The 13,866-nt window shown below is 50.4% G+C and carries 12 protein-coding genes, 1 tRNA gene and 2 pseudogenes; 9 read left to right on the top strand and 6 right to left on the bottom strand.

The genetic code is table 11. The features are described from left to right. The 3 genes and pseudogenes from ABWO75_RS11350 to purD all read right to left on the bottom strand — a co-directional run. Nucleotides 1-257 (bottom strand): annotated as a pseudogene (locus ABWO75_RS11350) (hypothetical protein); the annotation flags it as partial. Nucleotides 258-558: 301 nt separating this feature from the next. Continuing rightward, a tRNA-Glu gene (locus ABWO75_RS11345) sits at nucleotides 559-630 on the bottom strand. A 76-nt stretch (nucleotides 631-706) separates the two neighbouring features. Beyond that, nucleotides 707-1,981, bottom strand: coding sequence for a phosphoribosylamine--glycine ligase (purD, locus tag ABWO75_RS11340; RefSeq protein WP_353185611.1), 1,275 nt, complete (start codon nucleotides 1,979-1,981; stop codon nucleotides 707-709). A 254-nt stretch (nucleotides 1,982-2,235) separates the two neighbouring features. Here purD and ABWO75_RS11335 point away from each other — a divergent pair, with 254 nt between their 5' ends. The 4 genes from ABWO75_RS11335 (at nucleotide 2,236) to ABWO75_RS11320 (ending at nucleotide 6,294) form a co-directional block, all read left to right on the top strand. Next, on the top strand, nucleotides 2,236-3,015 hold the full coding sequence (locus ABWO75_RS11335) for an enoyl-CoA hydratase/isomerase family protein (protein ID WP_353185609.1): 780 nt from the start codon (nucleotides 2,236-2,238) through the stop codon (nucleotides 3,013-3,015). Nucleotides 3,016-3,044: 29 nt separating this feature from the next. After that, entirely contained in the window at nucleotides 3,045-3,938 is an 894-nt protein-coding gene (locus ABWO75_RS11330; RefSeq protein WP_353185607.1) for an SDR family oxidoreductase, read from the top strand. A gap of 81 nt (nucleotides 3,939-4,019) precedes the next feature. Beyond that, a complete protein-coding gene (locus ABWO75_RS11325; protein ID WP_353185605.1) occupies nucleotides 4,020-5,750 on the top strand; it encodes a phospho-sugar mutase in 1,731 nt (576 codons plus the stop codon). Nucleotide 5,751: 1 nt separating this feature from the next. Then, complete coding sequence (locus ABWO75_RS11320) at nucleotides 5,752-6,294, top strand: NUDIX hydrolase (protein ID WP_353185603.1); 543 nt, start codon at nucleotides 5,752-5,754, stop codon at nucleotides 6,292-6,294. Here the strand turns inward: ABWO75_RS11320 and ABWO75_RS11315 are convergent, their stop codons facing one another. After that, nucleotides 6,295-6,903, bottom strand: coding sequence for a DUF4833 domain-containing protein (locus ABWO75_RS11315; protein ID WP_353185601.1), 609 nt, complete (start codon nucleotides 6,901-6,903; stop codon nucleotides 6,295-6,297). Nucleotides 6,904-6,988: 85 nt separating this feature from the next. Further along, entirely contained in the window at nucleotides 6,989-7,555 is a 567-nt protein-coding gene (locus ABWO75_RS11310) for a hypothetical protein (protein WP_353185599.1), read from the bottom strand. 104 nt (nucleotides 7,556-7,659) lie between these two features. Here ABWO75_RS11310 and ABWO75_RS11305 point away from each other — a divergent pair, with 104 nt between their 5' ends. From ABWO75_RS11305 to ABWO75_RS11290, 4 genes are all read left to right on the top strand, one after another. Then, nucleotides 7,660-9,270, top strand: coding sequence for a S41 family peptidase (locus ABWO75_RS11305; protein ID WP_353185597.1), 1,611 nt, complete (start codon nucleotides 7,660-7,662; stop codon nucleotides 9,268-9,270). 92 nt (nucleotides 9,271-9,362) lie between these two features. Beyond that, on the top strand, nucleotides 9,363-10,529 hold the full coding sequence (locus ABWO75_RS11300) for a trans-sulfuration enzyme family protein (protein ID WP_353185595.1): 1,167 nt from the start codon (nucleotides 9,363-9,365) through the stop codon (nucleotides 10,527-10,529). A gap of 41 nt (nucleotides 10,530-10,570) precedes the next feature. Further along, nucleotides 10,571-10,987, top strand: a complete 417-nt coding sequence (locus ABWO75_RS11295) for an OsmC family protein (RefSeq protein ID WP_353185593.1) — start codon at nucleotides 10,571-10,573, stop codon at nucleotides 10,985-10,987. A 121-nt stretch (nucleotides 10,988-11,108) separates the two neighbouring features. Beyond that, nucleotides 11,109-11,639 (top strand): YceI family protein, encoded by a 531-nt coding sequence (locus ABWO75_RS11290; protein WP_353185591.1) that lies wholly within the window; start codon nucleotides 11,109-11,111, stop codon nucleotides 11,637-11,639. A 65-nt stretch (nucleotides 11,640-11,704) separates the two neighbouring features. Here the strand turns inward: ABWO75_RS11290 and ABWO75_RS11285 are convergent, their stop codons facing one another. Beyond that, complete coding sequence (locus tag ABWO75_RS11285; protein WP_353185589.1) at nucleotides 11,705-12,748, bottom strand: DUF2157 domain-containing protein; 1,044 nt, start codon at nucleotides 12,746-12,748, stop codon at nucleotides 11,705-11,707. 292 nt (nucleotides 12,749-13,040) lie between these two features. On the opposite strand from ABWO75_RS11285, the pseudogene ABWO75_RS11280 reads away from it, so the two are divergent. Beyond that, nucleotides 13,041-13,866 (top strand): annotated as a pseudogene (locus tag ABWO75_RS11280) (excinuclease ABC subunit UvrA); the annotation flags it as partial.

Genomic DNA, 13,866 nt, shown 5'->3' with positions numbered 1-13,866 from the left:
CGACCACATCCTCTTTGATCATAATATACCATCGACAGATTCGTCTCCAAATTATTTCCCTTTAACCGTTCAAAAGATTTACTCCAGGCTCCCGGGCCTCCGTGGATAAAAATACAGATTGGGCCATTGCCCGCTTTTTTAACGAATAACTTTGTGCCATCATCGGTCGTCAAATACTCATTCATCGTTGATTGTCCATGAACACTCATCCCGATGCAAATGAGCAATAAAGCAATTGAAAACTGTATATTGTTCATAAAACTGTGGTTTTTAAAGACCTCCAAACCTACATAACAAGTCCCTTAATTGAATCTTCTTAATTCAAATAGGACAAGGAAGCCGGTGGATTATGCTCAAATTAACATAATGATTATGAAAACCGAAAGGCACCTCAGGATAAACATGGAGAGCACCATCAGCAGGTTGAGACACGTAAAAAGGTTAGCCATTGGAATATAAAGAAAACAAAATCGCTGATCGAGGCGATACGCAACGATGTCCCAAAAATGAAAAAGTTGGTATCCAGCGTAGCGCTTTAAACCAACTTTTCCTGCCTAGTAGCCCGTAGGGGAATCGAACCCCTGTTTCAAGAATGAAAATCTTGCGTCCTAACCCCTAGACGAACGGGCCATTAATAACTCTTGGCGTGCAAATATAGAAGTATTTCACTTACTTACCAAGGTGTGTTTACTCAAAAAATAATAATTTACAATAAATCGAAACCAATGTCCCGACGGAAGTATTTTCCTTCAAAGTAAATTCGGCCCGCATCAGCAGTCGATTGCTGCAGCGCGTCAAAAATGGAGTCGCCCAGCGCGGTAACCGCCAGAACGCGCCCGCCGGCACTTTTTACCACACCATTTTCTTCCTGGGTTCCGGCGTGGAAGACAATGGATTCCTTTACATTTTCGATATTACTGATGGCCTTGCCCGATTCGTAATCGCCCGGGTACCCTCCCGAAACCAGCACCACAGAGGCAGCGGTTTTGGGGGAAAGGGTAAACGAACGCTCGGTCAGGTTCCCTTCCGCCACGCCACGTAATAAATCCACCAGATCGCTTTCAATACGCGGCAATACACTTTGGGTTTCCGGGTCGCCCATGCGCACATTATATTCAATGACATAGGGTTCACCCCCCCTGTTCATCAGTCCGATAAAAATAAAGCCTTTGTACGGGATCCCGTCCTTCTTGAGTCCTTCAATCGTAGGGATTACGATACGCGTCTCCACTTTGTCCATGAATGCCTCGTCGGCAAAAGGAACCGGTGAAACGGACCCCATGCCGCCGGTGTTCAGTCCCGTATCCCCTTCCCCGATGCGCTTATAGTCTTTAGCCGATGGCAACAGCTTATATCCTTCGCCATCGGTGAGTACAAATACCGATAATTCGATACCCGTCAGAAACTCTTCAATAACCACGGTACTGCTGGCTTTGCCAAACTTCGCATCGAGCAGCATGGCCTGTAACTCAGCCTTCGCTTCGTCCAATGTCGTACAGATTAACACGCCCTTTCCCGCAGCGAGCCCATCCGCTTTAAGTACGATAGGCAGTTTTTGCGTTTCCAGGTAAGCCAGCCCTTCTGCCAGGGTATCTTTGTCGAACGACCGGGAATTGGCGGTCGGAACGCCGTGCCGTTGCATAAATTGTTTGGCGAAATCCTTGCTACCTTCCAGCTGTGCCCCTGCTTTTTGCGGCCCGATCACGGGGATACGCTTTAACTCCGGATGGTTCAGGAAGAAGTCGTGTATACCATTGACAAGCGGTTCTTCGGGCCCCACCAGTACCAACTGAATGTCTTTTGTCAGCACCAGGTTGGCAAGGCCGTCAAAGTCGGTGGCTTTGATTGGCACATTATGTCCGTATTGCCCCGTACCCGCATTGCCCGGTGCGATGTAAAGTTCCGATACCTGCTTACTTTGGGCTATTTTCCAGGCAAAGGCACTTTCCCGTCCACCTGAACCAATAATTAGGATATTCATGCTGCAAAGATATTTTTTTTAGTTAAACGGAGCACCGGGATCCGAAAAAAGAGTCGATGAACCCGGGCTTTCTGCTTCTTAAATTCAAGTTATTCCCTATATTTACCCTACATAGCACAAACGAAAGGCTTGGGGTCTGTGTTTTTCTTATTTTGAATTTTATACCGTAGCTGAATGGGTATTTGTCCGCTTTGGCATGGGGATCGGTATAAACGGCTACCTTGGGCTACCCATTATTTTACTGTTAATAACGTATGGATTTTATTAAAGTAACTGTCGACGATCACGTTGCGCATCTTGTTCTGGATCGCGGTAAGTCAAATGCCATCAACCAGCAGATGCTTGATGAGCTGTATCAGTCGATCGTTGAAGTACAGAACAACCCTACAGTAGAGGGAATGATTCTTCATGGAAAGCCCGGGTTTTTCAGTGCAGGCCTTGATCTCATTGCATTGTATGAATATAACGAGGAGGAAGTGCAGCATTTTTGGTATGCTTTTATGGCCCTTATCCGTATGTTCACCGCATTCGAAAAACCTGCGGTAGCGGCGATTAATGGACATAGTCCGGCCGGCGGGTGCGTACTGGCACTTTGTTGCGATTACCGTGTAATGGCGGGAGGCGAGTACATCATCGGTCTCAATGAAGTGCCCGTAGGTATTGTTGTGCCCGACAGCATTTTTCAGTTGTACAGTTTTTGGCTGGGCCAGGCAACTGCCTACCGTTACCTGCTGGAGGGAAAATTGCTAAAACCGACCGACGCGTATCAATGCGGCCTGGTGGATGAGGTGGTCGACGAAAAAAGCATCCGGACGGCCGCTGAACGACAGCTAAAAAAATACATGCAGTACGAGCGGCACACCTGGCGGCAGAGCAAAATTAATATGCGCAAAGCGCTGATTGGCCACCTGGACGCCAGTCAGGAACAGTCAATAGCCGCCGTATTGAAACAGTGGTGGTCGCCTGCCACCCGCGCCATACTTAAGACCATTATTGATAACCTGAAAAATAACGGACCGTCGGCAACGAAGTGACGGCTGTTGTCGGGATGAAATAACAAGTTATGGATAAACAGCGTAATAAAACGGTATCGGGCGCGCTTCGTGAGGGTGCTCTTCAGGACAAAGCCATTGTGGTAACCGGCGGAGGGACAGGACTGGGAAGGGCCATGTCTACTTATTTTCTTCGATTGGGTGCCCGGGTGGTGATCGCAAGTCGTAAAATAGCCGTACTGGAGACCGCCGCAGCGGAAATGGCTGCGGAAACAGGTGGCCAAGTATTGCCGATTGCCTGCGATGTGCGCGACATTACGCAGGTCGAGCACCTTTTGTCCCGCTCACTGCAAACGTTTGGGCGGGTAGATGCCTTGGTTAACAATGCCGCTGGTAACTTCATTGCCCCAACCGAGCGCCTTTCGGCGAATGCATTTTCCACGGTAATCGATATTGTACTGAAAGGCACAGCCAATTGTACATTGGCATTTGGAAAACACTGGATTGCAGAACGACAGCCGGCCAGTATCCTCAACATGATCACCACCTACGCATTTACCGGCTCGGGGTATGTAGCACCTTCTGCAGCGGCCAAAGGCGGGGTGTTGGCGCTTACCCGCTCGCTGGCAGCCGAATGGGGGAAATATAGAATCCGCAGTAATGCCATTGCCCCCGGTCCGTTTCCGACCAAAGGAGCCTGGGAGCGTCTGCTGCCAGGCGATCTGGCACAGCAATTTGATTTCAAGGATTATGTCCCGCTGAAACGCGTAGGCGACCATCAGGAATTGGCCAACCTGGCGGCATTTTTACTTTCTGATTTTGCCGGATACATCAATGGGGAAACCATTACCATTGATGGTGGCGAATGGCTGCAGGGCGCAGGGCAATTTAACCGGCTGGCGGCTATTCCCGATACGTTATGGGACGCACTGGAGCAACAGACCCGATCAGCCAAAGGAAGCTGAATACGGCAGGCGCCAATTAAGCGTTGCAATACTCGATTAATAGTTTATTTTTGATCCCACAATAAAGAAAAATAAGTTCAAATGCAATTAGACCCCAATGTCCGGGAACGCGCTGCCCGTTGGCTGCAGGCGCCCTATGATGAAGAAACCATTCAGGCTGTACAGCAATTAGTTGACAGCAAGGACACAGTAGGACTTACTGATGCGTTTTATAAAGACCTCGAGTTTGGAACCGGTGGACTGCGCGGCATTATGGGCGTTGGTACAAACCGGATGAACAAATACACCATCGGAAGGGCTACCCAGGGCTTAAGTAATTACCTGCTGGACACCTATCCGGGCGAACTAATCCAGGTGGCCGTCTCTTACGACAGCCGGAATAACTCCCGCGAATTCGCACAGTTGGTGGCGGATGTGTTTTCCGCCAATGGTATGCGCGTCTTCTTGTTTAATGAATTACGGCCGACACCCCTCCTTTCTTTTGCCGTCAGGCACCTGAAGTGCCAGGCGGGTGTCATGCTTACGGCATCTCATAACCCCAAAGAATACAATGGCTACAAAGCCTACTGGAATGACGGGGGGCAGCTCGTTCCGCCCCACGATAAACAGGTGATCAGTGCGGTTTACGCCATTACCGATCCCAGTCAGATCCGGTTTGACCCCAAACCCGAAAACATCACGCTGCTCGATGAGGCCGTGGATGAAGCCTACCTTCGGGCAATTGCAGGACTGACCCTGCGTCCGGCAGCCGTTTCCCGGCAGCACGATCTGAAAATCGTGTTTTCGCCTATACACGGTACGGGTATTACGTTGGTGCCGAAAGCACTGCAGCAATGGGGGTTTTCTAATGCACAAACGGTAGCCGCCCAGGCACAGCCCGACGGGAATTTTCCAACCGTTGTTTATCCTAACCCCGAGGAGGAAGAAGCGATGTCGCTCGCACTAAAGGAAGGAGAACGTATCCAGGCGGACGTGATCTTCGCAACCGATCCGGATGCCGACCGCGTGGGGGTTGCCGCAAAGGGTGGTGATGGGGCGTATAGCCTGCTTAACGGCAACCAGATCGGCAGCCTACTGGTGGATTACGTGCTTTCCGCCAAAAAAGAGCGCAACGATTTACGCCCGACAGATTATATTGTTAAAACCATTGTTACCACAAACCTGATCGCGGAGATTGCCAACGCCTATCAGGTGACGTATTACGACACGCTGACCGGCTTTAAGTACATCGGCGAACTAATGACCAAAAAAGGACAACAGGGGCGTTTCCTTGTCGGGGGTGAAGAAAGTTACGGGTACCTCGTCGGGGATTTGGTGCGCGATAAAGATGCGGTGGTCTCCGCGGTATTTATTGCTGAAATGGCTGCGTACTACAAAGAGCGGGGTAAAACGCTTCATGATGCGTTGATCGACCTTTACCTCCAACACGGCTGCTATAAGGAAAAACTCATTTCACTTACCAAAACAGGAAAGGCCGGCGCCGATGAGATCAACGCAATGATGGCAGGGCTGCGCGCCAACCCGCCGGCGGAGCTCGGAGGTGTGGAGGTCGCCCAGGTTAAGGATTACCTGCACAGCGAAACCCATCATTTGAAGACGGGTGAAAAGACCGTTATCAACCTGCCAAAATCAGACGTCCTGCAATTCATTACCGTGGATGGCGATGTGATCTCGGCGCGACCGTCCGGAACCGAGCCCAAGATCAAATTTTATTGCAGTGTAAAACAGCCGCTGCCCAGCAGGGAGGCGTTTGATGAAATCAACCGGCAGCTCGACGAAAAACTAACCCGTATCATGAGCGCAATAGCCTGACATGCATTGGAAAACGCTATCCTCTGAATACCTGGTGCGGGCACCTTGGGCGGTGCTCCGTAAAGACCGCTGTCAAATGCCCAACGGGCATATCGTGCCGGAATACTACGTATTGGAATACCCCAACTGGGTTAATATGGTGGCGCTGACCACCGATAACCAGTTTATCCTGATAAAGCAGTACCGACACGGTGTGCAGCAGGAAGTGCTGGAAATACCGGGAGGTGTGATTGATCCGGGAGAAGATGCGCCGGATGCGGCCGTCCGGGAAATGCTGGAAGAAACCGGCTATCGGTTTGCGCACATCGAACCGCTGTCCGACTTATTCCCGAATCCGGCGACCAGCACCAACAAAACGACCTCCTACCTGCTCACCGGCGGGGTAAAAGTGCAGGAACAGGCACTTGACGATCAGGAAGAGATTGACGTGGTATTGGCCTCTCCGGAAGAAGTAAAGCAGCTGCTGAAAGAAAATCGGTTCGGACAGGCACTGCATACCGCTGCGTTATTTTACGGGCTCTTGCGACTGGGGCTGATGCGGTGATTACGGCTTGATCCGTTGCTTTACCGGGGCGTCGGTCTTTAGGTCGCGCCCACTGAGCTCAAAGTAGGCGATATCGGGATCAAGGGCACTACCCCCGCTGATTCGTACGAAAATACGGTCAAGGATCGCATCCCGGCCATTAATTTCGGCCAGTACTACATATTTTTTATGTTCTTCCCGGTAGGTGAGCCAGAGCGGAAGCGACTTATATGCAGCCAAATGCAGTTTGAAGTCGCCGTTTTCCAGCTGCTTGTGGCTGATGCCGTAGGCCATGGTCCGCTGGATAAAGTTCAGTTTTTTTTGTTCGCCGCCTTCGGCATACCGAATCCAGTATACATTTACCGGGGCTGATGCATCCACGGTGCCGTTTATCGCATTAAGCTGATACACTACCGTATTTTCATCCGGATCCCGTTGGAGGTAAAAAAGCTGTTTCGGCTCATCAGGCACCGGCAGCGATTCGACCACCACCTGCCTTTCGAACTGATTTTCCTGGGCGGAGAGCCCCAGGGCAGAAAAAAGAAGAACGGAACCGATATGTCCTCTGATGCAAATGTACCTGAAATGATCACTGAAGCCCGTCGGGAAATTACATGGCATAACTTGCATAAGTACACTCCTTTTCTTCAAAGATAGCAAATAATCCGCCGGTTTTACTGCCGGCTTACCGGCCGATGGCAAAGCTCCTATCCGCTTAATTAAGTCGTCTCGAAAGCGGCGCCTCCACCGCTTTGAACACCTGCAGCGGCTTTAGGTTACGCCAATTAAAATCGTTAAGATCGCCATCGAAATTGATATAATAATCGATGTTATTTGCTTTAAACTCATCAATAACATGCTGTCGGAAGTTAATTCCGGCAATCCAGCCGTCGTCAATTTCCTGAAACCATTCCTCGTAATAACAGTCGTCTGACGCGTGGAAATTGAGGACATTCTCTCCAATAATGATAAACTTAGTGATCCCAGCGTCTACCATGATATCGATGACTTCGCGTTTAAGTAGCATTATATCGTTGTAAATAGCATCGTTCCACTCGCCAATAAATTCGATAATGGCATAGTTACGGCTGTAATCGGCAAACAGGACTTTCAGGTACAGGGTGTTCGACCCAAAACTATCCCACTGGGGATGGAGCAGGAAGTTATATATCTGCTTGTCGAACTCGAATTCGCTGTATTCCGTGCCATAAAAGGGGGACAACTCGTCTTCGGCAGCGATATAATCGTCTCTCCAGCGGTAGTATGGTTCTATTTCGTGCATGCGCGTTGCCTTTTTACAAAAATGGCGAAAAAATGTCGCTTTATAAATCGCGGTTGCGTTTATATTATATAATAATCTCTGTAATTTAGCATGTGTAATCTGCAATGCAAAAAGATACTAAAAGAAACTTATTTGTTGCCGCCACCTATGGGGCGGTACTGTTACTTGGCTTATTGCTCGGGCAGAACTATGCCGATGACAACCGCCAATCCGGCACAAGTACCCTATTGCCGCTGGGTCTGGGCCATACGGGCAAGGTACAGCGGATGATTGACCTGATCGAATCAAATTATGTGGACAGTGTAGAGGTTAGCCGCCTGCAGGACCTGGCCATCGGGGAGATCGTGGCCCAGCTGGACCCCTATTCCGAATACCTGTATCCGCAGGCTGCCCTCAGGCAACGGCAGGCCCTTGAGGGGAGCTTTGAAGGAATAGGTATCGAATATTACAAGGTAAACGACACGCTCATTACCGTAGGACTGATTGCCGATGGCCCGGCGGAGCAGGCCGGCTTACGGGTTGGGGATCGACTGATTGCCATTAACGGCGATACCATCGCAGGTGTTAACATCACAGAGAAAGCAATTGATGAAAAAATACGGGGCCGCCTGGGAACGCCGGTAACGATGTCGATCAGCCGTAACGGCCAAGCCCTGCCGAAGCCGATTACCATCACCCGCAAACGGGTAGAGATAAGCAGCGTCGATGCAGCATATATCATTGATAGCACAACGGCCTATATTAAGATCAGCCGCTTCGGAGCCAAAACGGCCGACGATTTTACACAGGCCCTGACACAGTTGAAAAAAGCCGGAGCAAAGCGGCTAGTTGTGGACCTCCGCGAAAATGGCGGTGGCTATTTTGATGCAGCAACCGCACTGGCCAGCCAGTTTTTTAACGACAAGGAGCTTCTTGTCTACACCGAGGGGGCCCATGAGGCACGTACAGACTATTATTCCACCGCCGATGGCCTATTCGGTACGGGTGCCCTGGCCGTACTCATTGACGAGCAGTCGGCTTCCGCCAGCGAAATCGTTGCGGGGGCCGTGCAGGACCTGGAGCGGGGCATTATTGTCGGGCGCCGGTCATTTGGCAAGGGACTGGTACAGGAGCAGTTTGGTTTTGGCGATGGCTCGGCACTTAACCTGACTGTCGCCCGGTATTACACACCTTCGGGAAGATGTATCCAGAAAACATACCCTAAAAATCATTCGATTTTTAAATCGTCCGCACCCGAAACGGCCACCGTTGCAGGGACAGAACAATCGCAGCCGTCGGGCTGGCAAGAACCCCAGAGCCGCCATCCCCAACGGGCCAACCGGCCGGTACTAACCGGTGGTGGAATAGCGCCCGACGTATGGACGCCTGTCAACGGGCTGGATACCAGCGCCTGGTACAAGCGGATCCGACGGGGCAACCTCATCGAGGAATATGTCTATGGCTATCTCGCCAAATCCGTGCCGGCTTATTCGGTAGAAAATTTCCTGGAAAAGTATAACCTGCCCGATTGGGCATATAATGATTTTTTGACCTACGTCAAAACTCGGGGAATTACCTATTCCGCTCATGAGGCACGTACGGTAAAGCCGCGGATATGTACGGATATGGAGGCGCTTTTGGGTCGTTTCTATTTCGGAAGCGAGGCCTTTTTCCGAGTGCGGAACCGATCGGATGAAACGCTGGCTATTGCCATAAACGCACTGTCAGGGGAGTGATGGCTGCTTGATCGCCGGACCCCGCCGGCACAATCCCGCGGATTTGCATTTTTTTTTAACAATGGTTAAGTTTGCGTCACTGAAATTCGACAATGAACGAACAAACGAAAGCCATTCGAGAACAGGCCGATCGTTCTCAATATCGTGAACATTCCGTTCCTTTATATCTTACCTCCAGCTTTATATTTGATAACGCCGAGCAGGGCCGCGCCATATTCGCCGAAGAAGAATCCGGAAACGTTTATTCCCGGTACTCCAACCCCAACACTACCGAATTAATCAACAAGGTGTGCAATATGGAAGGAGCCGAAGCCGGGCTGGCGTTTGCGTCGGGTATGGCGGCAGTATTCGCCTCTTTCGCCGCGTTGCTGAAGAGCGGCGACCATATTGTGGCCTGCCGGGCCGTATTTGGCTCTACCCATCAGTTGTTCACCAAATTATTTCCCCGCTGGGGCATTACCACTACCTATGTTGATGCCGGAAAACCCGAAGATTGGGAGAAGGCAATCCAGCCCAATACCCGGATGATTTTTCTGGAAACGCCCTCCAATCCGGGACTGGAACTCGTCGATCTGGAATGGCTGGGTAAATTCAAGGAAAAATACCCGCATATTATCCTCAATGTAGATAATTGTTTCGCGACTCCCTACCTGCAAAAGCCTATACCCTACGGATTTGATCTCGTAAGCCATTCGGCGACTAAATACATGGACGGGCAGGGCCGCGTATTGGGCGGGATCGTGGTAGGTAAGAAAGAGCTGATTGATGAGCTTATGTTTTTTATCCGGAACACCGGGCCGGCATTATCGCCATTTAATGCCTGGGTTATTTCCAAAAGCATAGAGACCCTTGGCGTACGCATGGATCGTCATTGCAGCAATGCCCTCCAGGTTGCCCAGGCACTTGAGGCACATCCCGAGGTGGAAGAAGTGCGGTATCCCTTTTTGCCGTCGCACCCGCAATATGAACTGGCCCGTCGGCAGATGAAAGCCGGCGGCGGCATCGTCACTTTTGTTGTTAGCGGCGGATTCGAGCGCGCAAAACGTTTTTTGGATGCGCTGAACGTCATCCTTTTTACGTCTAACCTGGGAGATTCCCGTACCATTGCCACCCATCCAGCATCTACCACGCACTCCAAGTTGTCGGAGGCAGAACGGATACAGTTGGGAATTAAGCCAGGAAGCATCCGGGTGTCTGTAGGACTGGAGGATTCAGCAGATATTATTGCTGATATCGAACAGGCACTGGCAAACAGTTAAACAGAAAGGTCAACGTTTTTTTACTTACTTAAACAAGCGATATGAAAATTGCATTGCAACGGGCGAATGATGCCGTACATTTTGTCGGCAACAGTGAAACAGCAGACGTAAAAATACACATTGATGGATCACCGGAAATCGGTGGAGAAGGACTTGGTGCGCGACCGATGGAGTTGGTACTGATGGCGTTGGGTTCGTGCAGCGCACTGGACTTTGTCAGTATCCTGAAGAAACAGCGTCAGCAGCTGGACGACCTTCAAATAGCCGTAGAAGGCAAGCGCCGCGAGGAAATTCCCCACATATTTACGGCCATCCACATTTCCTTTAACCTGTCGGGCCCGATTGATCCCGACAAGGCAGCGAAAGCGGCAGAACTTGCAGTAAAGAAATATTGCTCGGTTCATGATATGCTTGCCGCCGGCGGGGTCGATATTACCTATTCGGTGCAAATAAACTAAACAAATGCCTGCCAGCCGGTGTTATGTTGGCTGAAGTCTGCTATTTTCAATTCTTAACTTAGTTCAATGTGCAGCTGCACTTGGACCGCTACTTTTGTATCATTAACAAAAAAACAAAACCATGGCAACTATTTGGAAATTAGACCCCACGCACTCCGAAGTGAGTTTTAAAGTAAAACACTTGGTTATTACTACCGTAACCGGGTATTTCCGCTCATTTGACGGCACCGTAGAAACGGCCGACGACCTGGATTTCAGTAAGGCAAAAGTAGCTTTTTCGGCAGATACAGCAAGTATCGACACGAATCAGGCCGATCGCGACGGACACTTGAAATCGGCAGATTTTTTTGACGCCGGAAATCACCCCGCCATTACATTTACCTCCACCTCACTGGAGAAAAAATCGGATGATGAGTTTGTATTAAACGGCGATCTCACCATCCGGGGCGTTACACAGCCGGTGAAACTGAATGTCGAATTCGGAGGTACGGTAACCGATCCTTACGGAAACTTCAAGGCCGGATTCGAAGTAACCGGCAAAATAAGCCGTAAAGCCTTCGGTCTTACCTGGAGTGCCGTTACCGAAGCTGGAGCAGTCGTTGTCAGTGACGATGTAAAAATCCATGCCAACGTGCAGTTCGTAAAGCAATAGTAATCCATTGCGGAGATGCATACAAGTTCAGATCTCATAGGCGGAGCGGCGTGATACCTGCCAGCCTATGAGTTTTTACCTCGCCAGATCCGCTCGGCCCATCGGCCAATGAACCAAAAAGAAGCGGCCAATATCAGGAAAAACACCGCCCGGTTGATGTTATCCCAGAGGTACTCGAAAAAACGGGTATAGAGGTTGATGACCAAAAAGACGATCCCGAACTCGCGGGCAACGTGATCTTTCCGTTTTAACCCATACCAGGCGAGCCCCAGCGCGATGGCGGTGGATAGCAACCCCCAGTAGAAAATGCGCCATTGCCGTACGGCGCTCCATTTGTCCATATCGCTGTAGTTGCCAAAAATAGACAGCAGCCACAGTGCCACCATTAAGTAGGTAAGCCCGATAATATAAGTGAGCGGCTGAAAAGGCTGCAGGGGTTTGATGCGTTTCTGCCAGCTCAGGGAAAATCCCGTGAGCAATGCCCCAAACAATGTGAACCTCAGGGGGTAATTCATGCCCCAGAACCGAAAACCCCAATCGCTGTGATAAGCCGTTTCCGTAGCAAACCAGACGCCGAAGCAGATGAGCGTAAATACCCAGATCAGCCGCGAAGCGAGCTTAATCGACAGCAGGCCATAAATAATTACCGACGCCAGGAACAACAGGGAGAAATGACCCGATCCACGATCGATAATTTTGCCCAGGTAACCGATGAACGCCGCGGTAGCAAACACCCCGAGCGCCATGATGGCCTCATTAGTAAACGATCGGTCGGGATGGCGTGCTTTATGCCGGAATCCCCAGGAATAAAAGAATACCGCAAGAGTAAAGCAGAAAACACAGATAACCGTATCGGGTGTATCGTAGAGCCCACGGATCCACCGGAGTACCGTTTCGTCAACAAAAAGCGACAAAAAGGCCAGTACGGTACAAGACAGTGCAATCCAGAACGCGTATTGCGCCAGCCGCTTCCAGTCGAATCCTTTTACTTCGTACGATTCGGCCAGTTCGGTGGCCTGCCGATCGTCGATCAACCCCGCTTCCCGCCAATGCGTAATGGCTGCATCCAGCGTTTCTTTTTCCTGTTTACTGATGTCCAGTTTTTTCATCGGCGGCAGTTCCCCGGTACGAAGGTAACGATAATTTTTATCCCTGAATTCCAGCCGATACTACCTTTTCGCGCAAGGGCACAACACCGCAGACCGGCCTTCCGGTATGTCTTTGCCGCTTTTTTCGATCGTGCGCGTCGTTTCTGAGGCTATGGCGGGCGGGCTTTGCTGCGCACTTGTTGAGGTTTATCTCGGAGCATTTTTCGCGGCTTGTCGTGCGTCCATTAGCTTGTATTTGAAAGCAATTTTAGCTAAATTTGCCTTACCACTTAATTTATTGACGAAGGGTTAAATGATAAAGCAAACCACGCCCGACCTGGGCGAGCAAAGCGAAGTAGAGGTATTCGGTGCGCGTGTACACAATCTCAGAAACATTGATGTCAGTTTTCCCCGCAACGAGCTCGTCGTTATCACGGGGCTGAGCGGCAGCGGCAAGTCTTCCCTGGCGTTTGACACCATTTATGCCGAAGGGCAGCGCCGGTATATGGAAACCTTCAGCGCCTACAGCCGGCAATTTTTAGGCGGCATGGAGCGTCCCGATGTAGACAAAATAGCAGGCCTTAGCCCGGTGATTTCCATCGAACAGAACACGACCAGTAAGAACCCTCGTTCTACCGTGGGTACCATCACCGAGGTATACGACTTTTTGCGGCTGCTTTTTGCGCGTGCCGGAGAGGCATATTCCTATATCTCCGGAAAAAAAATGGAGCGCATGTCGGAAGACCAGGTAGTTGACCGCATCATCAAGCAGTTCGAAGGGCAGGCGGTAAACATTCTTGCGCCGCTGGTGAAAGGCCGGAAGGGGCATTACCGCGAATTATTTGAACAGATCCGCAAGCAAGGGTACGTTAAAGTGCGTGTTGACGGTGAAATATTGGATATTACACCGAAAATGCAGGCAGATCGCTATAAGATACACGATATCGAAGCCGTCGTCGACCGCCTGATGGTTGCCGAGAAGGACCGGGGGCGCCTCTACGCATCCGTGATGCAGGCCATGAAAATGGCCAAGGGCATTATCAAAATCAGTGATAAGGAAAACAGGGAGTACTTTTACAGCCGGTACCTGATGGATGCCGAATCGGGCATTTCCTATGACGAGCCGCAACCCAATACGT

Origin of the sequence: Parapedobacter lycopersici (assembly GCF_040395035.1) — a bacterium.
Classification (GTDB): Bacteria; Bacteroidota; Bacteroidia; order Sphingobacteriales; family Sphingobacteriaceae; genus Parapedobacter; species Parapedobacter lycopersici_A.
This window is presented reverse-complemented; position numbering and strand designations above follow the sequence as displayed.